This window comes from Bariatricus sp. HCP28S3_F11 (genome assembly GCF_052065395.1).
Lineage (GTDB): Bacteria > Bacillota > Clostridia > Lachnospirales > Lachnospiraceae > Allocoprococcus.
In genome coordinates this window covers 13,184-36,394 of record NZ_JBQHUC010000032.1, presented here as the reverse complement: position 1 = coordinate 36,394, position 23,211 = coordinate 13,184, and the positions used below count along the sequence as shown (strand labels likewise).

At 41.9% G+C, this 23,211-nt stretch carries 27 protein-coding genes, 2 tRNA genes, 1 other RNA gene and 1 pseudogene; 27 read left to right on the top strand and 4 right to left on the bottom strand.

The features are described 5' to 3' along the window. Positions 1-103 precede the first annotated feature (103 nt). From ACTNBR_RS13110 to ACTNBR_RS13100, 3 genes and pseudogenes are all read left to right on the top strand, one after another. Positions 104-217, top strand: a pseudogene (locus ACTNBR_RS13110) (MobV family relaxase); the annotation flags it as partial. Between the two features lie 40 nt (positions 218-257). Continuing rightward, the gene (locus tag ACTNBR_RS13105) at positions 258-413 is read left to right on the top strand and encodes a hypothetical protein (protein WP_002575863.1); all 156 of its coding nucleotides are present in this window, start codon (positions 258-260) and stop codon (positions 411-413) included. 94 nt (positions 414-507) lie between these two features. Then, a complete protein-coding gene (locus tag ACTNBR_RS13100; protein ID WP_002575864.1) occupies positions 508-2,019 on the top strand; it encodes a recombinase family protein in 1,512 nt (503 codons plus the stop codon). A gap of 350 nt (positions 2,020-2,369) precedes the next feature. Here ACTNBR_RS13100 and ACTNBR_RS13095 read toward each other — a convergent pair whose 3' ends face one another. Next, entirely contained in the window at positions 2,370-3,461 is a 1,092-nt protein-coding gene (locus tag ACTNBR_RS13095) for a CdaR family transcriptional regulator (protein WP_441018635.1), read from the bottom strand. A 379-nt stretch (positions 3,462-3,840) separates the two neighbouring features. On the opposite strand from ACTNBR_RS13095, the gene secG reads away from it, so the two are divergent. From secG to ACTNBR_RS13020, 15 genes are all read left to right on the top strand, one after another. Next, positions 3,841-4,083 (top strand): preprotein translocase subunit SecG, encoded by a 243-nt coding sequence (gene secG, locus ACTNBR_RS13090; RefSeq protein WP_427806214.1) that lies wholly within the window; start codon positions 3,841-3,843, stop codon positions 4,081-4,083. 97 nt (positions 4,084-4,180) lie between these two features. Further along, positions 4,181-6,301 carry a ribonuclease R gene (gene rnr / locus ACTNBR_RS13085; RefSeq protein WP_441018633.1) on the top strand — a complete coding sequence of 707 codons (2,121 nt, stop codon included), beginning with the start codon at positions 4,181-4,183 and terminating at the stop codon, positions 6,299-6,301. A gap of 11 nt (positions 6,302-6,312) precedes the next feature. Beyond that, complete coding sequence (gene smpB, locus ACTNBR_RS13080) at positions 6,313-6,780, top strand: SsrA-binding protein SmpB (RefSeq protein ID WP_441018631.1); 468 nt, start codon at positions 6,313-6,315, stop codon at positions 6,778-6,780. Between the two features lie 59 nt (positions 6,781-6,839). After that, complete coding sequence (locus tag ACTNBR_RS13075) at positions 6,840-7,073, top strand: hypothetical protein (protein WP_427818845.1); 234 nt, start codon at positions 6,840-6,842, stop codon at positions 7,071-7,073. A gap of 117 nt (positions 7,074-7,190) precedes the next feature. Continuing rightward, entirely contained in the window at positions 7,191-7,787 is a 597-nt protein-coding gene (locus ACTNBR_RS13070; RefSeq protein WP_441018629.1) for an ECF transporter S component, read from the top strand. A 90-nt stretch (positions 7,788-7,877) separates the two neighbouring features. Then, positions 7,878-8,363: a YbaK/EbsC family protein gene (locus ACTNBR_RS13065; protein ID WP_441018627.1), complete on the top strand. Its 486-nt coding sequence runs from the start codon at positions 7,878-7,880 to the stop codon at positions 8,361-8,363. Continuing rightward, on the top strand, positions 8,360-8,857 hold the full coding sequence (locus ACTNBR_RS13060; protein ID WP_441018625.1) for an N-acetyltransferase family protein: 498 nt from the start codon (positions 8,360-8,362) through the stop codon (positions 8,855-8,857). Before ACTNBR_RS13065 ends, ACTNBR_RS13060 begins: the two co-directional genes overlap by 4 nt. Positions 8,858-8,861: 4 nt before the next feature. After that, complete coding sequence (locus ACTNBR_RS13055) at positions 8,862-9,131, top strand: hypothetical protein (RefSeq protein WP_441042715.1); 270 nt, start codon at positions 8,862-8,864, stop codon at positions 9,129-9,131. 515 nt (positions 9,132-9,646) lie between these two features. Next, positions 9,647-10,672: a hypothetical protein gene (locus ACTNBR_RS13050; protein ID WP_441018621.1), complete on the top strand. Its 1,026-nt coding sequence runs from the start codon at positions 9,647-9,649 to the stop codon at positions 10,670-10,672. Between the two features lie 140 nt (positions 10,673-10,812). Continuing rightward, a complete protein-coding gene (locus ACTNBR_RS13045; protein WP_441018619.1) occupies positions 10,813-11,190 on the top strand; it encodes a hypothetical protein in 378 nt (125 codons plus the stop codon). Between the two features lie 61 nt (positions 11,191-11,251). Further along, the gene (locus ACTNBR_RS13040; RefSeq protein ID WP_441018617.1) at positions 11,252-11,959 is read left to right on the top strand and encodes a hypothetical protein; all 708 of its coding nucleotides are present in this window, start codon (positions 11,252-11,254) and stop codon (positions 11,957-11,959) included. 1 nt (position 11,960) lies between these two features. After that, a complete protein-coding gene (locus ACTNBR_RS13035) occupies positions 11,961-12,236 on the top strand; it encodes a hypothetical protein (protein ID WP_441018615.1) in 276 nt (91 codons plus the stop codon). Between the two features lie 3 nt (positions 12,237-12,239). Then, positions 12,240-12,428, top strand: a complete 189-nt coding sequence (locus ACTNBR_RS13030) for a hypothetical protein (RefSeq protein ID WP_441018613.1) — start codon at positions 12,240-12,242, stop codon at positions 12,426-12,428. Positions 12,429-12,533: 105 nt separating this feature from the next. Then, on the top strand, positions 12,534-13,310 hold the full coding sequence (locus tag ACTNBR_RS13025; protein WP_441018611.1) for a recombinase family protein: 777 nt from the start codon (positions 12,534-12,536) through the stop codon (positions 13,308-13,310). A gap of 87 nt (positions 13,311-13,397) precedes the next feature. Next, entirely contained in the window at positions 13,398-14,801 is a 1,404-nt protein-coding gene (locus ACTNBR_RS13020; protein WP_441018609.1) for a tyrosine-type recombinase/integrase, read from the top strand. Positions 14,802-14,808: 7 nt separating this feature from the next. On the opposite strand, the gene ssrA is transcribed toward ACTNBR_RS13020, so the two are convergent. From ssrA to ACTNBR_RS13005, 3 genes are all read right to left on the bottom strand, one after another. After that, positions 14,809-15,155: a transfer-messenger RNA gene (ssrA, locus tag ACTNBR_RS13015) on the bottom strand. Between the two features lie 255 nt (positions 15,156-15,410). Further along, positions 15,411-15,483: transfer RNA gene (locus ACTNBR_RS13010), tRNA-Ala, on the bottom strand. 4 nt (positions 15,484-15,487) lie between these two features. Beyond that, a tRNA-Val gene (locus ACTNBR_RS13005) sits at positions 15,488-15,561 on the bottom strand. Between the two features lie 103 nt (positions 15,562-15,664). Here ACTNBR_RS13005 and ACTNBR_RS13000 point away from each other — a divergent pair. The 9 genes from ACTNBR_RS13000 to ACTNBR_RS12960 all read left to right on the top strand — a co-directional run bounded on the left by ACTNBR_RS13000 (position 15,665) and on the right by ACTNBR_RS12960 (position 23,174). Continuing rightward, positions 15,665-16,573 carry a LysR family transcriptional regulator gene (locus ACTNBR_RS13000; protein WP_427806221.1) on the top strand — a complete coding sequence of 303 codons (909 nt, stop codon included), beginning with the start codon at positions 15,665-15,667 and terminating at the stop codon, positions 16,571-16,573. Between the two features lie 204 nt (positions 16,574-16,777). Continuing rightward, positions 16,778-17,302 (top strand): C-GCAxxG-C-C family protein, encoded by a 525-nt coding sequence (locus tag ACTNBR_RS12995; protein ID WP_427806222.1) that lies wholly within the window; start codon positions 16,778-16,780, stop codon positions 17,300-17,302. 86 nt (positions 17,303-17,388) lie between these two features. Further along, the gene (locus tag ACTNBR_RS12990) at positions 17,389-18,312 is read left to right on the top strand and encodes a TDT family transporter (protein ID WP_427818847.1); all 924 of its coding nucleotides are present in this window, start codon (positions 17,389-17,391) and stop codon (positions 18,310-18,312) included. 147 nt (positions 18,313-18,459) lie between these two features. After that, complete coding sequence (locus ACTNBR_RS12985; protein WP_441018607.1) at positions 18,460-19,137, top strand: response regulator transcription factor; 678 nt, start codon at positions 18,460-18,462, stop codon at positions 19,135-19,137. Then, positions 19,137-20,600: an ATP-binding protein gene (locus ACTNBR_RS12980; protein ID WP_441018605.1), complete on the top strand. Its 1,464-nt coding sequence runs from the start codon at positions 19,137-19,139 to the stop codon at positions 20,598-20,600. Before ACTNBR_RS12985 ends, ACTNBR_RS12980 begins: the two co-directional genes overlap by 1 nt. A gap of 84 nt (positions 20,601-20,684) precedes the next feature. Then, positions 20,685-21,290, top strand: a complete 606-nt coding sequence (gene hisH, locus ACTNBR_RS12975) for an imidazole glycerol phosphate synthase subunit HisH (RefSeq protein ID WP_427818849.1) — start codon at positions 20,685-20,687, stop codon at positions 21,288-21,290. 12 nt (positions 21,291-21,302) lie between these two features. Then, positions 21,303-22,064, top strand: a complete 762-nt coding sequence (hisF, locus tag ACTNBR_RS12970) for an imidazole glycerol phosphate synthase subunit HisF (protein ID WP_427818850.1) — start codon at positions 21,303-21,305, stop codon at positions 22,062-22,064. A gap of 22 nt (positions 22,065-22,086) precedes the next feature. Continuing rightward, complete coding sequence (locus tag ACTNBR_RS12965) at positions 22,087-22,761, top strand: uracil-DNA glycosylase (RefSeq protein ID WP_441018603.1); 675 nt, start codon at positions 22,087-22,089, stop codon at positions 22,759-22,761. Between the two features lie 53 nt (positions 22,762-22,814). Further along, positions 22,815-23,174, top strand: a complete 360-nt coding sequence (locus ACTNBR_RS12960; RefSeq protein ID WP_427806228.1) for an ArsR/SmtB family transcription factor — start codon at positions 22,815-22,817, stop codon at positions 23,172-23,174. Positions 23,175-23,211: the final 37 nt, after the last annotated feature.

The window sequence follows — 23,211 nt, the reverse complement described above, 5'->3', positions numbered from 1 at the left end:
AAAAAAGCGCGCCGTAATTACAGGCACGTACAAAGAGACATCATTATGGAACTGATATAATAATTCGCTGTTTTTGTGCAGGAGACAGGAACTTTATTTTGCGAGACGACAGTTAAAAAGCGAACTGGACGATATGCGGCGGCTGGTTGACCGTATCCCGCCGGAGATTTTAGCGGAACTGAAACGGCAACAGCGGCAGCATGGAAAGGAAAGGTGATCTTATAAGTAATATCAGATACAAAAAGGAAATCGAAATCGTGACTTTTCAGGGAAAGGAAATCACACTGGAAAATCTCTCCCCGGTGTTCACGCCGGAACAGGAAGCAGCCAAACGCCGGGAACTGGAACAGCAGCTTTATGAGGTGTTCCGCAAGTACGCCGACAAGCGGGAGAGTGAGGAAGCCGGGACATAAGGTTTTCCAAACCCATCATTGATTTGCGGGGCTGCTGGCGGTATAATAGAACTGTCAGCAGCTCCGTTTCTTTTTTAAGAAAAGGAGCGACAATATGAACAATCGGATAGACGCAATCTATGCAAGACAATCGGTAGACAAAAAGGACAGCATTTCCATTGAAAGCCAGATTGAATTTTGCAAATACGAGTTGAAAGGCGGTAACTGCAAGGAATACACAGACAAAGGGTACAGCGGCAAGAACACAGACCGTCCGAAGTTTCAAGAACTGGTGCGGGACATCAAGCGGGGCTTGATTGCAAAGGTCGTGGTTTACAAGCTCGACCGTATCAGCCGTTCCATTCTGGACTTTGCCAACATGATGGAGCTGTTCCAGCAGTACAATGTGGAGTTTGTGTCCTCTACGGAAAAGTTTGATACCTCCACGCCGATGGGACGGGCCATGCTGAATATCTGTATCGTGTTCGCCCAGCTTGAACGGGAAACGATACAGAAGCGGGTAACGGACGCTTACTACTCCCGCAGTCAGCGGGGCTTTAAGATGGGCGGGAAAGCCCCTTACGGCTTCCATACGGAGCCTATCAAGATGGACGGTATCAACACAAAGAAGCTGGTGGTAAACCCGGAGGAAGCGGCCAATATCCGGCTGATGTTTGAGATGTACGCCCAGCCCACAACTTCCTACGGGGACATTACCCGGTACTTTGCCGAACAGGGGATTTTGTTCCATGGCAAAGAGCTGATACGCCCCACGCTGGCGCAGATGTTACGCAATCCTGTCTATGTGCAGGCAGACCTTGATGTGTACGAATTTTTCAAAAGTCAAGGTACAGTCATTGTCAATGACGTTGCCGATTTTACGGGCATGAACGGCTGCTATCTGTATCAAGGGCGAGATGTAAAGGCCAGCAAGAAAAACGACTTAAAAGACCAAATGCTGGTACTGGCTCCCCATGAGGGTATCGTCCCCTCCGACACCTGGCTGACCTGCCGCAAGAAGCTGATGAACAACATGAAAATCCAGTCTGCCCGGAAAGCCACCCACACATGGCTGGCAGGAAAAATCAAGTGCGGGAATTGCGGGTATGCTCTTATGAGTATCTACAATCCCTCCGGCAAACAGTATCTCCGCTGCACGAAACGGCTGGACAATAAAAGCTGTCCTGGCTGTGGGAAAATCATCACTTCGGAACTGGAAGCGGTTGTTTATCAGCAGATGGTAAAGAAGCTGGCAAGCTACAAGACGCTGACAGGAAAAAAGAAAGCGGCAAAGGCAAACCCGAAAATCACCGCCCTGCAAGTGGAACTTGCCCATGTAGACAGCGAGATTGAAAAGCTGGTGGACAGTCTGACGGGGGCAAACAATGTCCTGTTCTCCTATGTGAATGTGAAGATAGCGGAACTGGACGGGCGCAAGCAGGAACTTCTGGCAAGGATAGCGGAGTTGACTGTGGAGGCCATCAGCCCGGAACAGGTCAGCCAGATTTCCGGCTACCTCGATACCTGGGAGAATGTATCTTTTGATGACAAGCGGCGTGTGGTGGATTTGATGATCACCACCATAGCCGCCACAAGCGACAGCTTGAACATCACATGGAAAATCTGACTGGCGGCACCCCTCCCGTCAGATACCTACCCTGTGTAGTCCCTTGTAAACTGTACTTTATCGGACGCTATACTAAATAACTTGCCTATTTCTCCGATTGCACATGGCAAAAAGTCTCAGCGTAGCTAGCTATATAATAGTTTACGTATTGAAAAGAAGAAAAAAGAGAATAATCCGTAGCATTTTCCTTAAGTTACGTGTCAAAAAGAAATAAATTTATAATAGTCCGTAGCAGTGCGCTGAAACTACGTGTCAAAAAAGATGATTCCCCAAAAAATCCGTAAATCGTTATAAAATGCAAGAAACAAATGATAAGAAATTGAAGTGTTTCCTATGCCTAAGCATAAGACTTACCTTGATATCGTATAGTATAGTTTCACTGCAAGGTAGAGAATGACAGCATCCTGAAATCGGCGTGGATTCAATCCACAAATGCGATAGATGCGGTCAAGCTTATATTGAAGTGTATTTTTATGTAGAAAAAGCTTCTCGCAGGTTCGGTTAAGCGATTGCTCTTCCTCGAAATAGGTGCGCAGCAAAGAAAACTCTTCGGAGGAAAGTCCTGCAGCTGCCTTAGATAAAAAGTCTTTTTTGGTTACCGAATCTATCCTGGCCAGAATGATTTCCAAAGTCAGTTTGTCAAAAAGGGCAAAATGTGTCTCTGAACCGGAGAGACTTTCCAGAGCAATCCGGGCGGTACGAAGAGAATCATCAAGCTGATAGATACTGTCTGTTCGTCCAACTCCAAGAAGCACATCATCTCTGGCAGAAACAAAAGACTCGAGAATTGTCTGATGCGTATCGAATGAAGTACTGTCAATGATCGCTGCAAATTCGTTCGGATACTGAAAACAGAATACAGAATCCGGAATCCGTTCAAAGAGATGATGAATGGCGGATTCGACGGTGGAAATCCCGGAACGTCCTTCGTGAGAGCATACTTGTAGAAGAAGAACACGTTTTGGCTTCTTAGCATTTAGATGAAATTCCTGAAGCATTTTCTGAATGTATTCCGGATTTTCAATATTGCCATTTAACAGTGTCTGAATCAAGTAAGTTTTTTTCTCAGCCTGAGTCCGGGAAGCGGCATTCAGTTCCTGCTCGCGGATCAGAAGACGGGTAATCTTCTCAGCAAGGTAAGCATAACTTCGTACCTCGTCCGGTTCCCCACTGATTCCGATTACGGCAGTCAGAATGCCATTGTGTGTCACCGGAATATTCACACCCTTTTGTGTGCCGGAAAGGCTGTTGTCTTCGTAAACTTCCAGAGGAATTCCGGTCTTGATCACTTGTTTTCCACCCTCATGGAAGGTGCCGATGCGCGTTAAATCTGTACTTGCAATGATCATGCCGTTTTCATTGATGAAATTTATATTGTGCCCACAGACATCCTTGACAGTATCAACGATCTGCTGAGCCGTTTTCTTATTGATGATATTCATGGCAGAAACTCCTTTGTGCTTTGGGTGACTTACATTCTGACGGCTCTATGAAAGAGCCTATATAAAATAAAAAGCATATAACATCATTATATAATCTGGCATTTTCGGATGCAATAGAAAATGAGACAGAGCTTTTTATATTAATGTAACTGTTCAGAGCCAACCTCGAAAACACTTCGTGTTTTCTCAGTGTGGCGTATCCGCCAAATAGATTTGTCAAAAAAGGCTCTCGCGAATGCAAGCATTCATCGGCCTTTTTTATCAAATCTGCTTGGCTCTGAACAGTTACATATTAATTTAAAAAGAGGAAAAATTTTCTTGAATAACACATCATAGTATGGTAGAATAATCATGGTTTATCCATCAGGAGGTGTGAATAATGGAGATTTTGAAAACGGTTCTTTTAATACTTTTTGCAATAGACTGTGTCGCATTGACAACAATCGTATTACTTCAGGAAGGCAAGTCAGCAGGTCTTGGAACGATCGCGGGAGCAGCCGATACGTACTGGGGACAGCATAAGGGACGTTCTATGGAAGGTGCACTTGTGAAGTCTACCAAGTTTCTTGCAGTTCTCTTTATCGTACTTGCAGCAGTGCTGAATCTGAAAGTATTTGGTTAACGAATGAATGGTTGAAAATGAGGAACACTCTATAGTAATTATAGGGTGTTCTTTTTTCGATACAGAGGCCCGAGGGAGTAAAACAGGGAGATAAAAAATGGACGAGATATTTGAAAAGCGGAAGAAAATCATGTATGAATTTATCTGTGACGAGTTCTATGTGCCGATGAAGCTGAAAGAACTTGCGATGCTGCTGCAGGTGCCAAAAGATCAGAGAGATGAACTGAAGGCAGTAATGGATTCGCTGGAGGCAGAAGGCAAGGTTCATGTCACTCAGAAAGGGAAATATATCAAAGGGGAAGCGAAGCATCTGCGCGGAATCTTTCAGGCGAACGCAAGAGGATTCGGATTTGTGACGGTGGAAGGAGAGCCGGAGGATATTTTTATCGGTGAAGAGGATATGGGCGGTGCCATGCAGGGGGATGAAGTGGAAGTCGCCATTACGAAGGCACCGGAAGGAAGACGAAGAGAAGGAAAGATCCTGAAGATTGTGAATCGGGGAACGCAAAGACTGGTCGGTTATTATCAGAGCAGAAAGAATTTCGGTTTTGTAGTGCCGGATAATGAACGGATCTTACAGGATATTTTTGTCCCGGCAGAGCAGTCAAAAGGAGCTGTGACCGGACATAAGGTTGTCGTGGAACTGACATCTTATGGAGGAGAGAGAAAGAAACCGGAAGGCAGGATCGTAGAGATTCTTGGTCATGCAAATGATCCGGGGGTGGACATCCTTTCTATCGTGAAGGCATATGATCTTCCGAGCGAATTCCCGGAAAAAGTGCTGAATCAGGCAGAGCGGGTGGCAAAGCCGGTGACCGGAGCAGACATGGCAGGAAGGAAGGATGTCCGGGACTGGCAGACGGTCACGATCGACGGTGAGGATGCCAAGGATCTGGATGACGCGATCACGTTGACAAAGGAAGGGGACAACTATATCCTCGGTGTTCACATTGCGGATGTGACGAATTATGTGCAGGAAAACAGCGCATTGGACAGAGAGGCATTAAAAAGAGGGACCAGTGTGTATCTGGCAGACCGTGTAATCCCTATGTTGCCGCATGTACTTTCAAACGGCATGTGTTCTTTAAATGCAGGCGAAGACAGGCTGGCACTCAGTTGTATCATGACGGTGGATTCAAAAGGAAACGTAATCGACCATCAGATCGCAGAGACGGTGGTCAATGTGGATGAGCGGATGAGTTATACCAGTGTGAAGAAGATCCTGGAGGAGCATGACGAGGAAGAATGCCGGCGCTATCAGACACTGATTCCGATGTTTGAGCTGATGAAAGAACTTTCTGAGATCCTTAGGAACAGAAGGCACAAACGAGGGGCAATTGATTTCGACTTCCCGGAATCCAAGATGGTGCTGGATGAAGACGGTACACCTCTGGAAATCAAGGCGTATGACAGAAATGTAGCCACAAAGATCATTGAAGATTTCATGCTTCTTGCCAATGAGACGGTGGCAGAAGAATATTTCTGGCAGGAAATCCCGTTTGTATACAGAGTCCATGAAGCGCCGGATGAAGAAAAAATGAAGAAACTGATCACATTTATCCAGAATTTCGGCTATACGATGCACGTTCCGAAAGGACAGGAGATTCGTCCGAAAGAGGTGCAGAAACTGCTGGATAAGATAGAAGGAAGCCAGGAAGAAGCAATGATCTCCCGGCTGACCCTTCGTTCCATGAAACAGGCGAAGTATTCGCCGGACAATGACGGACATTTTGGACTTGCAACACAGTACTATACACATTTCACATCGCCGATCAGGCGCTATCCCGATCTGCAGATTCATCGGATTATCAAGGATAATCTGCGCGGAAGAATGACAGAAAGCCGAAGAGATCATTACGCGAAGATCCTGACAGAGGTTACGATGCAGGCGAGCAGCCTGGAACGCCGTGCGGATGAAGCAGAACGTGAGACGGTGAAGCTGAAAAAAGTTCAATATATGAAGAAATTCTACGGAGAAGAATTCGAGGGAGTTATTTCCGGTATCACGAAATGGGGACTTTATGTGGAGCTTCCGAATACGGTGGAAGGGCTGGTTCATGTTGCAAATATGATGGATGATCATTATGATTATGATGAGACTCATTTTCAGATGGTCGGTACTCACACAGGTAAGAGATATGAATTGGGTCAGAAAGTGAAAGTCCGTGTGACGGGCTGTGATACGATAGCAAGAACGATTGATTTTGAATTGGTATAAGGAGAGGCAAGATGGCAAAAACGCAGGGAAAACTGATCGCGAATAACAAGAAAGCATATCATGACTATTTTATACTCGATACTTACGAGGCAGGGATCGCCCTTGCAGGGACAGAGGTAAAATCTCTCCGTATGGGAAAATGCAGTATCAAGGAATCATTTATCCGGATCGAAAACGGAGAAATGTTCATTTACGGAATGCACATCAGTCCATACGAGAAAGGAAATATATTCAATAAAGATCCGCTCAGAGTGAGAAAACTGCTGCTTCATAAAAGTGAGATCAACAAACTGCTCGGCAAGATCAAGGAAAAAGGAATGGCAATCGTGCCGTTAAGAGTGTACTTCAGCGGAAGCCTTGTCAAAGTGGAGATCGGACTGGCAAAAGGTAAAAAACTATATGATAAGCGCGATGACATCGCGAAAAAAGACCAGAAGAGGGAAGCTGAGAGAGACTTTAAAGTGCGGAATTTCGGATAAGCGATTCGCATTGATGGAAGCAAAGATAAAGAAAAACGGATGATTAGGAGGAAGAGAAGTTGGTACCACGGACAAAAGAAGATTTGAACAAAATGGTAACTCAGCAGACATTGGAAACGTATGAGGAACTGGCACCGCAGCTTGTTCAGCTGATTGACATGACGAAAAACAGAGCTGATCTGACAGATGCCGAAAAATGGGATGAGATTGCGCTGCATATGATGGGGTATGTAAAATCCTGCACCAACGAAATTATGGTGGAAGTGCTGGCGGAAATATTGGGTCTGGATTAAAACTGTACATATAAAAATAATGAAAATTGTGTATTTCTAAAAAGACAGTCAAGCGGTAATATAGGTCTATCCTTGAGAAATAAAAATAGGGAACAAGAAGAAAGGATGAGACGTAACATGAGACAGAAAAATACAACCGTATTAAAAATCGCACAGACTGCTCTTTTGGCAGCACTTTGCTATGTATCTTTTACATTTTTACAGATTAAGATTCCGATGCCGGGAGGAGATGCAACATCTCTTCATATCGGAAATGCATTCTGTGTTCTTGGCGCGCTGCTTGTCGGCGGAGTGTACGGAGGACTGGCAGGAGCAATCGGTATGTCAATTGCAGACATTATGGATCCGGTATACATCACTGTAGCACCGAAGACATTTGTCCTCAAATTCTGCATCGGTCTGATCGTAGGACTGGTGGCACACAAAGTGGCAAAGATCAACGAAAGCACAGATAAGAAATACATTTTCAAATGGAGCGTGATCGCATCCGCCTTCGGACTTGGATTTAATGTGATCGCAGATCCGCTTGTGGGATACTTCTACAAACAGTATATTCTCGGGCAGCCGCAGGAGATGGCATCTGTACTGGCAAAATGGAGTACCATGACAACATTTGTTAATGCAATTGTCTCTACGATTCTCGTAGCGGTCATCTACAATGCACTTCGTCCGGTTCTGCTCAAAAGCGGACTTCTGATCACAAAAGAAGCATAAGGTTCGATATTGTAATTCGATATGAAAACCGTTATACTAAGGGGAAGCCCCGGTATAACGGTTTTTTACATCAACAGGAGGCATAGGAATATGGCAATCGACAAAGTAAAAGAGTATTTCAAAGCATATGGTATGGAGGACAGGATACTGGAATTTCCGGTATCGAGTGCAACGGTGGAGCTTGCGGCAGAAGCGGTGGGGTGCGAGCCGTGCAGAATTGCAAAGACACTTTCTTTTATGGTAAATGACGCTCCGATTCTGATCGTAACAGCCGGAGATGCGAAGATTGATAAGCATAAATATAAAGAAAAGTTTGTAAAGAAAGCGAAAATGCTTACACCGGAAGAAGCCGAACAACTGGTGGGACATGCTGTCGGCGGCGTCTGCCCATTTGCGGTGAATGAAGGAGTTACCGTTTATCTGGACGAATCTCTGAAACGGTTTGAGACAGTATTTCCGGCATGTGGAAGCAGTAACAGCGCGATTGAACTTACGATTGAAGAACTGGAACGCTATTCTTCTTGTACAGAATGGATTGATGTATGCAAGGGATGGGAAGGAGGAACGGACAGATGAGCCGTGATATTGAAATAAGAGAATATGCACCGGAAGACCTGGATCAGATGGTCGAGATCTGGAATGAAGTTGTAGAAGAAGGAATTGCATTTCCGCAGGAGGAATGTCTGGATGAGGCGTCGGGAAAAGTGTTTTTTGACAGCCAGAGTTACTGCGGTGTAGCGGTCGATACAGAAACGGAACGAATTATGGGTCTATATATTCTCCACCCGAATAATGTGGGAAGATGCGGGCATATCTGTAATGCGAGTTATGCGGTTCGTTCCGAGAAAAGAGGACTTCACATCGGAGAAAAACTGGTTCTTGATTGTCTGGAACAGGGGAAGAAGCATGGATTCGGTGTCCTGCAGTTTAATGCAGTCGTAGCGACGAATGTGCATGCAAGGCATCTTTACGAACGGCTGGGATTCGTTCAGCTCGGGACGATCCCGAATGGATTCCGTATGAAAGACGGAAGTTATGAGGATATTTGTCCGTATTATCATGAGTTATAGGAATGTGTGGAAAGAAGTGCTACTCCACAATGATATAAAAGGATCGTTTTTAACATACAAAAGGAAAAGCCTTGAAAATCCAGCATTTTCAAGGCTTTTCTCATATGGACCTGAGGGGAATCGAATCCCTATTGTGTTTTTCGGGTGCCGAAAATATAAGGTTTTTAGCGTTCGTGAAAATGACGGGGATACAACGGGGATAAATACAACATTTAGGGAAGGAGAAATCCCAGTACATCTGCTTATTAAAAATAACGATGCAAGCACATTGTAATACAGTGTATTTACATGGTTATTTTTAACCCATATGTATGAAGTATAGGCTATTTAGTTAAAGTGGCTAGAATCGCAAAATATGGACTTACAGAGGTATCTCAGAAATGCAGATAGTTAAATGAATGTAATTTTTTATTATAACATTAAAAAATATTATTGACAAGTCTTGTAAGTTGTGATATACTATAGATATAAGTTAAATAATATTTTCATTCAAATATAACAAATCAAGTCCAGCGTCGGACATATACAATTCATTGAAGTTAAAATCAAATATGAGTAAAAAAGTACATCCATTGGTCTTGTTTTGTGCTTACTATGTATTGATGGTGGTTAACATAACACATAGGCGGTGTTATTAAATGTTTGCCTTGAAAAAGCCCCATACACATAATAATTGTTCTTCTGTCGTTCTCATAGGTAGAAAAGAAGGAAAGCACTCTTCCAGTTACATCCGACCAATGTAATTGCTAAGAGTGCTTTTTGTTTATGTAGTATGCAGGAGGAAAAACAATGAAACACAGAAAAAGCACAAAAAAAAAGAATCTATTGGAAGTCGGGCTCGACACAATAGAAATTGACATTAAAACAGAATATGAATTAGTATACAACAATTATGAATTTCTAAGCAAAAGAACGGGACTTGTGGTTGGTACAATGAGACATAAGCAAGGAAAGGAACATGGATATCGTTTGAATATAAACCTTCCGAAGTGTTTGCGTGAAACAAACAATCACCCGTTCACTGTTCTTGATGTAGTTCATTTATATGAAATCACAGAGTTTATAACAACAGAGATGAAAAAGTTGTTTGGTGAAAGCTATCCAGAATTGATTGTTTCAACAGCAGAAGTAAACAGCACAATTGCCTTACAAAATACAAAAAATGTAGAACCGATGCTGAACATGATTGCACACATGTTATTGGCAAAGGATGGAAAAGTCTATGTTTGCATGCATGGTAAGAAAAAGGGGAAAAGATATAAAAAGGTGTCATCTTTGCAGAGCGGTTTTCAAATCGAATCAATACGCACAGAACAATTGAGCAATGGCAGAATGTGTTTCAAAATATACAACAAATCGTTAGAGCAGAACATCAAAGACGAGGGCATTGTTAGACTTGAAACCGTATACAATCGAGCTGGATTGGATTTTGCAAAAGCAGGTAGGACATTACAAGAGTTTCTCACCGTGGAATCTATCAACAAGCTTCTGGCAGTATACAGGTCAGATTATAAGAAATACTTCGTAGATGCATTTTGGAACAATAGTGGACATCCATTCTATAAAGATTGTATTAGTGTCATCTATAATGACCTAGAGCGAATTGGTGGACATCCCACAACAGTAGCATTGATTAATAGAAACATAGTAGAGTGGGATTTCTCACTATTTAAAAAGGCGTGTAAAAGGTATTACGACAAAGATAATTCGGCAGACCACGCAATACGCAGGGTAAAACAATCGGGAGAGATTGAAATACATGAAGGTGTGATAGATGATTTTGTTGAGATATCGAAGGGAATCATTAATGAGTAAAAAAAAGGACATGCGTGTCCTGTTTTCGAAAGTAGTAAACATCAAACAAAGCCCTAGTTTACGGGATTCTTTCAAAAACAAAGCATGAAAAAATAGGACTAAAGATACGGGAATACATAATTAATCAAGGAGGTACGCAGATGGCGAGAAAACAATTATCTGCGTGGGAAACAGAACAGAAGAAACAATTCGATGAAGCCATAAAAAAGCACAGTGCACAAGCTGTGGAGAACATATGGAAAATAGCCAACAGCGCAATGGATATGCGTACAAGGTTACTTGCTAATCAGTATATCATTGATAAATTTGTTGGGAAGGATTACAGAGTGTGCAAAGAGGAAGAACGACAACAATTGGCAGGCACGGTCACAATCAATCTTCTGCCAACTGGAAATGAATATAAACAAAACAAACAGGATGAACAGGAAATATGGGATGCAGAGAACAATCTATTATGTGAAGATACAGAGGACGATGAAGGATGGGGTGAGGATGATATTTATATCCCAAACAAATAAAAGTCGCTTGAATCGCAAGATACAAAGCCATACAGGCATATAAAAAGGAGGATTATTAATTATGAGTTTAATAGCGGAAAGAGCGTACAACAGTACAAGAGGAAACAGAGCTAAGGAAACACCAGAAGATAGAGCGTATCGGTTGGCTCAGAAATATAATTCAATATTACGATTGATTGAACAGGTCAATGATGCAAGAAGTTTTTTACAGTGTAGAAATGTAATCAATGCGTTTGCAAAAGAAGCAGGTGAACACAGTATGGATGTGGTTAAATTGAATGGAAAGCTGACAGACCGCATTAAAGTAGTAACACAGGACACGCAAAACAATATAGACAGAATCAGCGCAGAGATTGACAAAATTAAAAAAGATAAGTTTCAAGAGTCTATTGACGTGTTACGGGAGCTAAACGTCAGAAAAGAAAACAAACTACTTGAAATCATGTTAACAATGGGAAATGTTGAAGATGCAAACAGAAGACGTTTAGGTAACTACGTTAAGAATTGTGATAGGGTAACAGCCTTAGCATTATCACAAATGAGTTCATTGCCACAGTATAGCAATTTGTTTTCTGAAAAGATGAAGAGAGTAATTGCTGAGAACACAAAGAGTGAAGCAGAAGTTGTATGGGAGCGTAACAAAGAAGTTTTGTTAGCTGAGAAGTCATCACAACTAGGTAAGCAATATATGAAATCCTTAAATCTGAGAAATGCGCTAAAGAAAGTAGGAAGTGCTGAGAGTTACTATTTCAGAAAGGAGTCTGAGTAATATGAGTAAAAACACACAGTCAAAAGAACTTTCAGACCTTGCAAAACAGGTCAAGCGTTCAATCACAATGAACAAGAGAAAAAAGCTAATACAGGAACTTCCAGAGTGTCCAACTCTTCTATCATTAAATGAACTTACAGAGAAAACAGGATTACCTTATCAATTGTTACGCAAGATGATTGTTGAAGAAAAGAAAGTTCCTTACATTAGAGTTGGCAAGAAGTATCTTATTAATTATCATGTTTTCCTAGATACATTAAATCATATGGAGGTGTAAATTATGGAAGATAATAAAAGTGCAGTTTCGGACAAAGTTGCATATTATTGTGTTTTGACTGATGTATATAAAAAGAAATACAAAATCCGGTACAAGTTGTTCAGATGGATTCTCCGGCATATTGAGTTATGTTTGGGAGAAGAATCTGCGATTTGGTTATTAATGCAGGAAATAAAAAGTAACAGGACATAGTACCAAGTCATACCTTTTCTTAAAAAGTACCAAAAGTGATTGACTTTTTCAATTGTTAATGATATTATATAAGTGTAAAAACAAACGGTCGTCATTTTTGGTACAATGAAAGGAAACAGCATGACAACATATGGTTATTGTAGAATATCAACAGCAAAACAAAATATTGATAGGCAGGTTAGAAATATTCTTTCTTCCTATCCAGATGCAAAAATTGTGAAGGAAACATACACGGGTACAAAGTTCCAAGGGAGAAAGGAACTGAACAAGATTCTGAAAAGAGTACAGGCAAATGATACAATCGTTTTTGATTCTGTATCACGAATGAGTAGAACAGCGGATGAAGGATTTCAATTATATCAGAAATTGTATGATAAGGGTGTCAATTTGGTTTTCTTGAAGGAACATTATATTGATACAGCAACATATAAGCAGGCTGTGAATAATCAGTTAGAAATGACAGGAACAGAGGTTGACGTGATTCTAAAAGGAGTAAATGAGTATTTAATGATACTTGCTAAAAAACAAATTGAAATTGCTTTTGAACAGTCAGAGAAGGAAGTGCAGGACTTACACCAGAGAACAAAGGAAGGAATTGAGACAGCAAGACAGGCAGGAAAACAGATAGGACAGAAAAAGGGTGCTACTCTTACTGTGAAGAAAGCTATTCTTTCCAAACAAATCATTCTGAAACATAACAAAACCTTTGGCGGTACATTATCAGATGCAGAAACGCAAACACAAGCAGGAATTAGCAGGAACAGCTTGTACTTATACAAACGGGAATTGAAAGAAGAAATTGAGACAACTTCTGGTGAAATTGAAGAGGTAATCGAAAAATACAATAAGTTAGTTGAAACAATTCAGAAGAAAAACAATTAAGCGGTTACAGAATCGCACATACAGAAAGTGAAGGAGTGAAACTATGAGAACTTATATAGATGATGGATAAAAATGGAGTAATGTTTGATGAATAATCTTAATATAGATTTTGAATATGCCATAGAACATGGTATAATTGATTATGCAGATGTACTGGAAAGTACAAAGAACATGAAGAAAGCCGAAATACTAAAAAAACACGGTGATAAAATAAAACTTTACGGGAAAGATTGGTGTGTTCGCATACCAGACGCAACACTGGAACAAGGTGTTTTTAGGTGTAGAAGTAAAGACAGAAAGCGTGTTGAAGAAAAACTATGCGAATATTACATGGACTTAGAGAAAAAGCAAAAAGAAGTTGAGAACAAAAATAACACAACTTTGGAAGAGCTTTTCTATGAGTTTATGGAATACAAAAAAGGCAAAGTGTCTAATGATACAATAAGGCGAATGATGGTAGACTGGAAAAAGTTCTATGAACCAAACAAAGAATTTATTCATATGCCATTTAAAACAATAACAAGAATTGATGTAGACAATTTTCTGAATGATATTGTAAATCGCTATGAAATGAAAAATAAAGCGTTTTGCAATATGTGTGGAATTTTAAAACAAACATATGAGTATGCTGTTAACGCTGAATATATCACAAGAAGTCCATACAGAGTAGAAGTGAACAAGAAAAAAATAATTCCAAATAGAAAAAAACCGAGCGAAAAAGAAGTGTTCACAATAAAAGAAAAAGAAATGCTTTTAGAAGAAATGGAAAGAAGGATTTCAGAGAATCCTACAAATAATGTTCCATTCGCTATAATGCTTGATTTTGAAATCGGTTTAAGATGCGGAGAAATACTAGCATTAAAAGAATCAGATATTGTTATGGAAAAGGGAATATACAAAATACATGTTTGCAGACAGCTTATAAAGGACAGTGATATAACAAATTTAAAGAATGTAAAGGGAAACGGCTATCACATTGTGGAATACACAAAGAGTGATTGTGGAGACAGATTTGTTCCACTTACAGAAAAAGCTCTGGAATACATAAGGCGTATAAAACAGACAAACGAAACAAATGGGAAGTTCAATGAAGGTTATTTGTTTTTAACAAAAGACGGTACAACAATAACAGAAGGTGCTGTTGATGGACAATTAAGGAATGGCTGTGAAAAAATAAATATTCCAGTAAGAAGCATGCACAAAATAAGAAAGACATATGCTTCGACATTATATCAGCGTGGTGTATCAATCACAATTATTAGTAAAATGTTAGGTCATGCAGACGAGTCCACTACATTGAAACATTATATTTTCAATATAGCAGATACGACAGAAACGGATACATTAGTATTGAATGCATTAGCAGGAACAGAACATACTAATTCCACAATATCTAGTAAAAAAAGCGTGACAAACGGGGATAACAAAATAGTACAATTTCCAGAAAGTGAAAAACGGAAAACCCCCAGTAAAATAAGGGCTTTCCGCTAAAATTGAGAACTGGACTTGAGGGGAATCGAACCCCTGTCCGAAAGCTCATCCATCAGAGCATCTCCCATCACAGTCATTACTTTGACATTCCCTCCTTCGGACGCCTAATGACAGGCTGCCGAATTCAGTAGCTTCATAAAATCTTCCATTCCCTCAAAGCTTTGAGAACGAAGTGCCTCATCTGGTCGAAGCCGGTTACTTAAGCGATGAGCGACCTAAGGCCGACTGCTGCAAACTAGGCAGCTAACGCGTAATTATCGTCTGCGTTTAATTTTAAATACGGTTTACTGCGCGGTCCCGTCCCGCGGATGGCTTCTCCAACTTCCAAACCCCCGTCGAAACCAGTACAAGCCCTGGTTTATCTGTCTGCATGTTCTTGATGTATTATGAATATGCAGAGGTCGGAAATATCCGACGCATATGTTATTATAAATGGGATGCCGGGGGGATGTCAAGGGGTGGATGAAAACTTTACTTAGGGCTTTGCTTAGGATACTGAGGGATATATTTATAGATTCTTTACAAGAAAAGAGAACACTAGTATAATATCTATAGAAATAAAGGGAGTATCGCAAATAACCAATGATTTTGCGGTACTCCTTTATGAAATGGAGTATACGGGATTCGAACCCGTGGCCTTTACAATGCGAATGTAACGCGCTCCCAACTGCGCTAATACCCCAAAGTGGAAGCAACGGGGCTCGAACCCGTGACCTCTCGCGTGTGAGGCGAACGCTCATCCCGGCTGAGCTATGCTTCCGTGCTGCTTATAAATTTCATTAAATCATATTATAGCACCGGACGAAAATAAATCAATTGTTGGATTATAATAATTTTATAAAATTTTCAGGAGATGATAATCGATGAATGTCAAAGATTTCAATGTGTTTATTACGGTGGCTGAGACGAAACACCTCACGAAGGCGTCCAAATTATTGTATATGACCCCGCAGGGAATAAGCAAAGTCATCAAAAATCTGGAAAATGAATGTGACTGTGAGTTGTTTCTGCGTACGGGAAACGGGATGGAATTGTCGGAAGCAGGCAGACATTTCCTTGAGTATGCAAAAAAGGCAATGAAAGAGTACTTTGATATGAGAAATGAACTCCTTCGGATCAAACAAAAAGAACATGGGGTGGTGGATCTGCTTTCCGCATTTGGTATCGTGCGTCTGGTTACTCCGGAGTGCATTTTGGATTTCAAGAAGAAGTATCCTGAGATTGAGTTCCACAGCAGAGAATGCCCTGATAAGCAGGTGGAACGATGGTTTCTTGCCGGGGAAGGGAATGTTGCCTTTTCGCTGGCACCCTGTGATGAAGAAAAATATGATGTATCAGAGCTTTCCGCTTTTCCGGTAAAACTTTTGGTGAATGAAAACCATCCGCTCAGCAGAAAAGAAACGGTTACGATACAGGATTTAAGAGGAGAGCCTCTTTATATAGAAAGCAGAGAGTTTAAGATTCACGATCTGATCGTGAATAAGTGCCGTGAAGCCGGATTTGAGCCGAACATCATGTTTGAAACAAGCGGATTCAGTTTATGCCACAAAATGGTCAGAGAAAACAAGGGCATTTCTGTTACGGTTGATTTTGTTTCCGATGATATGGGGCACGATAACATGGTACTGATTCCGTTTGCGGACGGAGACTATGAATGGAAGATCTGTATGCTGACGCGGAAGAATGAAACGGTTGGAAACGGTGTTGACATTTTCCAGAAACATGTGAAGGAATGGATGGACAGAATCCGGGAAGGGGATATCAATAGATAGTTGAAAGGGCGGAACGAAACGTTGACTTGAATTAGAAAATCCTACATAATTCACAAAAATTGACAGGATTTCAGATGGTTTTCTCTTGAAAATTTTAACTTATAGAAAACGCAAATATATTTATCAAAATTATAAATTAGTGTATAAAAATGCAATATGATAAAATATCCTTCAGGTAATTGATACACGAAGGAGGAAACAAAAATGAAAATTGGTGTAACAGAAATCAGCCCGAGAGCGGTGCAGCAGGTAGCGGAGAAAAAATTCAAAGGTGGATACTATTGCTGTGAAGCACTGATCAGTGCGATTCGTGACGAATTCAAGCTGGATGTTCCCGAAGAGGTTATCGCAATGGCTTCCGGTATGGCAGTTGGAGCCGGAAAATCAGGATGTGTATGCGGAGCATTTAACGGAGGTATCATGGCACTTGGAATGTTCTTCGGACGTACAGAGCAGGATGGCCCGACAAATCCAAAGAGCGTAAAATGTATGGAGCTGACCAAAGAACTACATGACTGGTTCAAGGTTGCAAACCAGAAAAATGCAATATGCTGCAGAGTCTTGACGAAGGAGTTTGACAAAGGGAAAGGCGAACACAAAGAACAGTGTATTTTCTTCACAGGACTGTGTGCATGGAAAGTTGCTCAGATTGTCTGTCGCGAGCTTGGTATCAAGAATCTGGATGAGATTGATGAACCGGCACCAAGAAGAACACTCGCTGAAATCTAGAAGAATATGTGAACTTCCGGCGGTGTATCTGCCCGGAAGTTCACAAATTGAAAACAGTTTTTTTTGACAGAAAGGATGAGAGTGACATGAAAGATATGATTAAAAAAGTTCCGGTACCTCTTTGTGGGGTTATGCTGGGATTTGCGGCACTGGGAAATTTATTACAAAGCTATGGTGAGGGAATCCGTTCTGTATGCGGTATCGTGGCAGCATTTTTGCTGATTCTGATATTTGCAAAACTGCTTCTGTTTCCTCAGATGATCAAAGAGGATATGAAGAATCCGATCATGGCGAGTGTTGCCGGAACATTTCCGATGGCGCTTATGCTGCTTAGCACTTATGTGAAACCTTATATCGGAGCGGCAGCTATGTATATCTGGTTCTTTGCCATTGCATTACATATTGTGCTGATTGTCTATTTTACAGTGAAGTTTGTTTTAAAACTTCAGCTTCCAAAGGTATTTGCAAGTTATTACATTGTATATGTGGGAATTGCTGTTGCGGCAGTTACGGCACCGGCATATGAACAGCTTGGAATCGGAACGGCAGCGTTCTGGTTCGGATTCGTAACGCTGATTATTCTGCTGGTACTTGTGACGATCCGTTATGTGAAGTGTCCGGAAGTACCGGAACCGGCACAGCCGCTGATCTGTATTTACGCAGCGCCTACAAGCCTCTGCATCGCAGGTTATGTACAGTCTGTGACACCTAAGTCAAGAGGGTTCCTTCTTGCGATGTTAGTTGTAGCGACAGTGATTTATATTTTTGCGCTTGTAAAAGCAATCGGATATCTGAAATTAAAATTCTATCCAAGCTATGCTGCATTTACATTCCCGTTCGTAATCAGTGCGATTGCTACGAAGCAGACGATGGCCTGTCTGGCTAATATGGGACAGCCGATACCGGCACTCAAGTATCTGGTGCTGATTGAAACTATTATCGCCGTTGTCCTGGTAGTATATACATTTATCAGATTTATGGGATTTATCTTTGCCGGAGAAAAGAAATAATATAGAAAACCACCAGTCGTATCAAAAACGACTGGTGGTTTTCTTACTTTTTATGAGAATGATATCGAAAATTAATTCACATATGCAACACATTTTCGTGTTACAATGGGAAAATAAAGAAGATACCAAAGTGAGAGGAGCATTTTTATGGATAAATTAAAAATTCTGGTAGTAGACGATGAGAGCAGGATGCGTAAACTGGTCAAAGACTTCCTGCAAAGGGAAGGATTTGAAGTGGTCGAGGCCGGTGACGGTCTGGAGGCAATGGACCGGTTCTATGAGGACAAGAATATTGCGCTTATTATTCTGGATGTTATGATGCCGAAGATGGACGGATGGCAGACATGCAGGGAGATCCGCAAGGAATCGAAGGTGCCGATCATCATGCTGACAGCGCGGGGGGATGAACGGGATGAGCTTCAGGGATTTGAGCTTGGAGTGGATGAATATATATCCAAACCTTTCAGCCCAAAGATCCTGGTTGCCAGAGTGGAAGCGATTCTGCGCAGAACGAATGCGCTTGCGGCGGAAGAGACGATCTCGGCCGGTGGAATTGAGATTGATAAGACCGCGCATATGGTGAAAATCGATGGAAAGCCGGTAGAGTTAAGTTTCAAGGAATTTGAATTACTCACGTATTTTGTGGAGAACCAGGGAATTGCACTTTCAAGGGAAAAAATTTTAAATAATGTGTGGAATTATGATTATTTCGGCGATGCCCGTACAATTGATACCCATGTAAAAAAACTGAGGAGCAAACTTGGGGATAAAGGGGATTACATTAAGACGATCTGGGGTATGGGATACAAGTTTGAGGTGGCATAATGAAACATTCGATTAAGCTGCAGATGATGATGGTATTCGTCGGTATTGTTGTCGTTATGATGCTGGTATTTATGGCGGTGAACGGGGGGTTCCTGGAAAAATACTATATTGCTGAGAAGCAGTCGGAATTTGTCAGAACCTATTCTCTTTTGAAAAATGGTGTTATAAGCGGGACATTGATGGAAGAAACTCCGGGAAGTGAGCTGAGTAAATTGACGGAAAAGAACAATATTGCTGTTGTTGTGATCGATCCGGAAGCTTCTTATATTTATACGAACGCCAGGAATCTGGAAACGGTGATGAAGAACCAGCTTATGGGATATCTGTTTAATAAGAACAATCAGGAGATTCTGAAAAAAACGGATGAGTATGTTATCAGCAGATCAATGGATATGCAGAACAGTACAGAGTACATTGAGATGTGGGGAGAGTTTGAGAACGGCTCCGTATTCTTGCTGAGAAGTCCGCTTGACAGTATTCGGTCGGCGGTGAGAATTTTTAATCAGTTTATCGGAATGGTTGGTGGCATTGTTATCTTACTGAGCCTGTTTGCTGCATGGTATTTTTCGAAAAAACTTTCAGAACCTCTGATGGAGCTGGCTGCTCTTTCTCAGAAAATGGCGGATCTGGATTTTGAGGCCAAGTATACAAGTGGGGGAAGCAATGAAATCGGTATTCTGGGTCAGAGTTTTAATCAGATGTCTGAAAAACTGGAACAGACGATTTCCGATCTGAAGAAGGCGAATAATGAATTGCAGATGGATATTGAGCAGAAAGAGAAGCTCGAACGTATGCGAACGGAATTCCTTGGGAATGTTTCCCATGAACTGAAGACGCCGATCGCGCTGATTCAAGGATATGCGGAAGGCTTAAAAGAGGGAGTCAGCGATGATCCGGAGAGCAGGGAATTCTACTGTGATGTGATTATGGATGAAGCCGGAAAGATGAATCAGATGGTGAAGAACCTTCTGACACTGAATCAGCTTGAATTTGGAGATAATGATGTGCAGTTTGAACGGTTTAATCTTACGGATCTGATTCGTGGGGTACTGCAGAGCCTGGATATTATGATCACCCAGAAGGAAGTACACGTTATTTTCAGACAGGAAAATCCGGTATATGTATGGGCAGATGAATTCAAGGTGGAGCAGGTGCTGCGAAATTATGTGAATAATGCACTGAATCATGCGGAAGGCGAAAAGGTTATCGAGATTAAAATCGTAGAAATAAATGAAAAGGCACATATCAGTGTGTTTAACACAGGCAATCCGATTCCGGAAGAAGACGTGGAACATATCTGGGAGAAGTTTTACAAAGTGGATAAGGCGCGAACAAGAGAATATGGAGGAAATGGTATCGGGCTTTCTATCGTCAAGGCAATTATGGAATCTCTGCACCAGGCGTATGGTGAGAAAAATTATGATAATGGAGTGGAATTCTGGTTTGAGCTGGATGTAAAGTAATTGAAAACTCTTGCCCCTATAGAGAAAAACGTCTATAATAATCACATGATGCAAGTTACAAATGAAGACAGCGAGGGCAGACAAATGATAGCGATTATTGATTATGATGCAGGAAATATCAAGAGTGTAGAGAAGGCATTGATTTTGTTGGGAGAAGAGCCGGTGATCACCCGTGACAGAGAGACGATTCTGAAGGCGGATAAAGTAATTCTTCCGGGAGTGGGAGCATTTGGTGATGCCATGCACAATCTTAGAAAATATGGGTTGGACAAGGTGATACATGAAGTTGTAAAGAGACAGATACCACTGCTTGGAATCTGCCTGGGACTCCAGCTTTTATTTGAACGCAGCGATGAAACGCCCGGTGTGGAAGGACTTGGCGTGCTGAAGGGAGAGATTCTTCGTATTCCGGAACAGGAAGGACTGAAGATTCCTCATATGGGATGGAATTCTCTGAAACTTCAGAATAATGGACGATTATTTCAAGGTCTGGAAGAAGATCCTTATGTATATTTTGTACACTCTTATTATCTGAAAGCAGAGGATGAAAGCATCGTAAAAGCGACAACGGAATACAGCACGCTGATTCATGCATCTGTAGAGCAGGGGAATGTATTCGCCTGCCAGTTCCACCCGGAAAAAAGCAGTGATACGGGACTTCGGATTCTGGAAAATTTTGTGGCATTATAGGAGGACAGCAGTATGTTTACGAAAAGAATCATTCCATGCCTGGATGTAAATAATGGTCGGGTGGTAAAGGGCGTTAATTTTGTAGATTTAAAAGATGCAGGAGATCCGGTAGAGATTGCAAAAGCTTATGATAAAGCCGGAGCAGACGAACTGGTATTTCTGGATATCACCGCATCTTCGGATGCCAGAAACACCGTGGTTGATATGGTGCGTAAAGTGGCTGAAAATGTGTTTATTCCTTTTACGGTAGGCGGCGGAATCCGTACGGTGGATGATTTCAGAGCGCTTCTCAGGGAAGGAGCGGACAAGATCTCTGTAAATTCCGCAGCGATCATGAGACCGGAACTGATCAGCGAAGCGGCAGAGAAGTTCGGAAGCCAGTGTGTGGTAGTTGCAATTGATGCAAAGCGCCGTGAGGATGGCGGATGGAATATTTACAAAAACGGCGGACGTATCGATATGGGAATCGATGCGGTTGAGTGGGCCATGAAAGCGGAAAAACTGGGAGCAGGAGAGATTCTCCTGACCAGTATGGACTGCGATGGTACCAAGGCGGGATATGATCTGGAGCTTACACGGACAATCGCGGAAAATGTCTCCATACCGGTAATTGCTTCGGGAGGAGCAGGGACACTGGAACATTTCTATGACGCGTTAAGTGAAAAGGGTAAAGCGGATGCAGCTTTGGCAGCATCACTTTTCCATTACAAAGAACTGGAGATCCGTGAGGTGAAGGAATACCTGAGAGAGAGAGGTATTTCGGTACGCTTATAGAGAAAAAGAGGGATAATAGAAAATGGCTGCGCTGAATAATGACTGGCTGGATGCTCTGAAAGGGGAGTTCAGAAAACCATATTATAAGAAATTGTTTGAAACGGTGAATCAGGAATACCGGACTCATCGTATCTATCCTCCGGCAGATGATATTTTCAATGCATTTCATCTGACACCACTTAAGGATGTGAAGGTTGTGATACTGGGACAGGATCCGTATCATGGAGACGGGCAGGCACACGGACTTTGCTTTTCGGTAAAACCGGATGTGGAGATTCCGCCTTCACTGGTGAATATTTATCAGGAACTGCATGATGATCTGGGATGTCGGATCCCCAGCCACGGGAATCTGACCAAATGGGCGAAGCAGGGAGTTTTGCTTCTGAACACAGTTCTGACGGTGCGGGCGCATCAGGCGAACTCTCACCGTGGAATCGGATGGGAAGAATTTACGGATGCGGCGATTCAGGTATTAAACACCCAGGACAGACCGATTGTGTTTATTTTATGGGGAAGACCGGCACAGCTTAAGAAGAGGATGCTGAACAATCCAAAGCATTTGATTCTGGAAGCACCGCATCCAAGTCCATTATCTGCCTACAGGGGATTTTTCGGAAGTAAGCCGTTCAGTCAGACGAATCAGTTTCTGGAAGCAAACGGCCTTATGCCGATTGACTGGCAGATCGATGAACTGTAGTGGATAGAAACAGATAAAGCAATTTTTTGTCTGTACGAAGGGAAGGGGATTGTATGAAAAAAACGGAAGTGGAATGCTGTGACATTTTTCAGATACATGAAGAACTGGTGAAGAAGGCCGAGGAAAATATCCTCGATGAGGATAGGCTGAAGGAGCTTGCGGATTTTTTCAAAGTATTTGCAGACACGACCCGGCTCAGAATTCTGAGCGTTTTGTTTCAATCGGAAATGTGTGTATGCGATCTGGCGGAAGTGCTGGGAATGACGCAGTCGGCTATTTCCCATCAGCTCAGGATCCTGAAGCAGATGAAGCTGGTCAAGAACCGCAGGGAAGGAAAGACAGTGTTCTATTCTTTGGCGGATGGACATATCCAGACGATTATGAATCAGGGGATGGAACATATCATGGAATAGAGAATGCTGTCGATGTATGGATAAAGGGGTTTGAGGG

Bases quoted from the DNA above. Each gene is read 5' to 3' on its own strand.
- ACTNBR_RS13100 (WP_002575864.1), top strand. From the start codon at position 508: ATGAACAATCGGATAGACGCAATCTATGCAAGACAATCGGTAGACAAA.
- ACTNBR_RS13095 (WP_441018635.1), bottom strand. From the start codon at position 3,461: ATGAATATCATCAATAAGAAAACGGCTCAGCAGATCGTTGATACTGTC.
- secG (WP_427806214.1), top strand. From the start codon at position 3,841: ATGGAGATTTTGAAAACGGTTCTTTTAATACTTTTTGCAATAGACTGT.
- rnr (WP_441018633.1), top strand. From the start codon at position 4,181: ATGGACGAGATATTTGAAAAGCGGAAGAAAATCATGTATGAATTTATC.
- smpB (WP_441018631.1), top strand. From the start codon at position 6,313: ATGGCAAAAACGCAGGGAAAACTGATCGCGAATAACAAGAAAGCATAT.
- ACTNBR_RS13070 (WP_441018629.1), top strand. From the start codon at position 7,191: ATGAGACAGAAAAATACAACCGTATTAAAAATCGCACAGACTGCTCTT.
- ACTNBR_RS13065 (WP_441018627.1), top strand. From the start codon at position 7,878: ATGGCAATCGACAAAGTAAAAGAGTATTTCAAAGCATATGGTATGGAG.
- ACTNBR_RS13060 (WP_441018625.1), top strand. From the start codon at position 8,360: ATGAGCCGTGATATTGAAATAAGAGAATATGCACCGGAAGACCTGGAT.
- ACTNBR_RS13050 (WP_441018621.1), top strand. From the start codon at position 9,647: ATGAAACACAGAAAAAGCACAAAAAAAAAGAATCTATTGGAAGTCGGG.
- ACTNBR_RS13045 (WP_441018619.1), top strand. From the start codon at position 10,813: ATGGCGAGAAAACAATTATCTGCGTGGGAAACAGAACAGAAGAAACAA.
- ACTNBR_RS13040 (WP_441018617.1), top strand. From the start codon at position 11,252: ATGAGTTTAATAGCGGAAAGAGCGTACAACAGTACAAGAGGAAACAGA.
- ACTNBR_RS13035 (WP_441018615.1), top strand. From the start codon at position 11,961: ATGAGTAAAAACACACAGTCAAAAGAACTTTCAGACCTTGCAAAACAG.
- ACTNBR_RS13030 (WP_441018613.1), top strand. From the start codon at position 12,240: ATGGAAGATAATAAAAGTGCAGTTTCGGACAAAGTTGCATATTATTGT.
- ACTNBR_RS13025 (WP_441018611.1), top strand. From the start codon at position 12,534: ATGAAAGGAAACAGCATGACAACATATGGTTATTGTAGAATATCAACA.
- ACTNBR_RS13020 (WP_441018609.1), top strand. From the start codon at position 13,398: ATGAATAATCTTAATATAGATTTTGAATATGCCATAGAACATGGTATA.
- ACTNBR_RS13000 (WP_427806221.1), top strand. From the start codon at position 15,665: ATGAATGTCAAAGATTTCAATGTGTTTATTACGGTGGCTGAGACGAAA.
- ACTNBR_RS12995 (WP_427806222.1), top strand. From the start codon at position 16,778: ATGAAAATTGGTGTAACAGAAATCAGCCCGAGAGCGGTGCAGCAGGTA.
- ACTNBR_RS12990 (WP_427818847.1), top strand. From the start codon at position 17,389: ATGAAAGATATGATTAAAAAAGTTCCGGTACCTCTTTGTGGGGTTATG.
- ACTNBR_RS12985 (WP_441018607.1), top strand. From the start codon at position 18,460: ATGGATAAATTAAAAATTCTGGTAGTAGACGATGAGAGCAGGATGCGT.
- ACTNBR_RS12980 (WP_441018605.1), top strand. From the start codon at position 19,137: ATGAAACATTCGATTAAGCTGCAGATGATGATGGTATTCGTCGGTATT.
- hisH (WP_427818849.1), top strand. From the start codon at position 20,685: ATGATAGCGATTATTGATTATGATGCAGGAAATATCAAGAGTGTAGAG.
- hisF (WP_427818850.1), top strand. From the start codon at position 21,303: ATGTTTACGAAAAGAATCATTCCATGCCTGGATGTAAATAATGGTCGG.
- ACTNBR_RS12965 (WP_441018603.1), top strand. From the start codon at position 22,087: ATGGCTGCGCTGAATAATGACTGGCTGGATGCTCTGAAAGGGGAGTTC.
- ACTNBR_RS12960 (WP_427806228.1), top strand. From the start codon at position 22,815: ATGAAAAAAACGGAAGTGGAATGCTGTGACATTTTTCAGATACATGAA.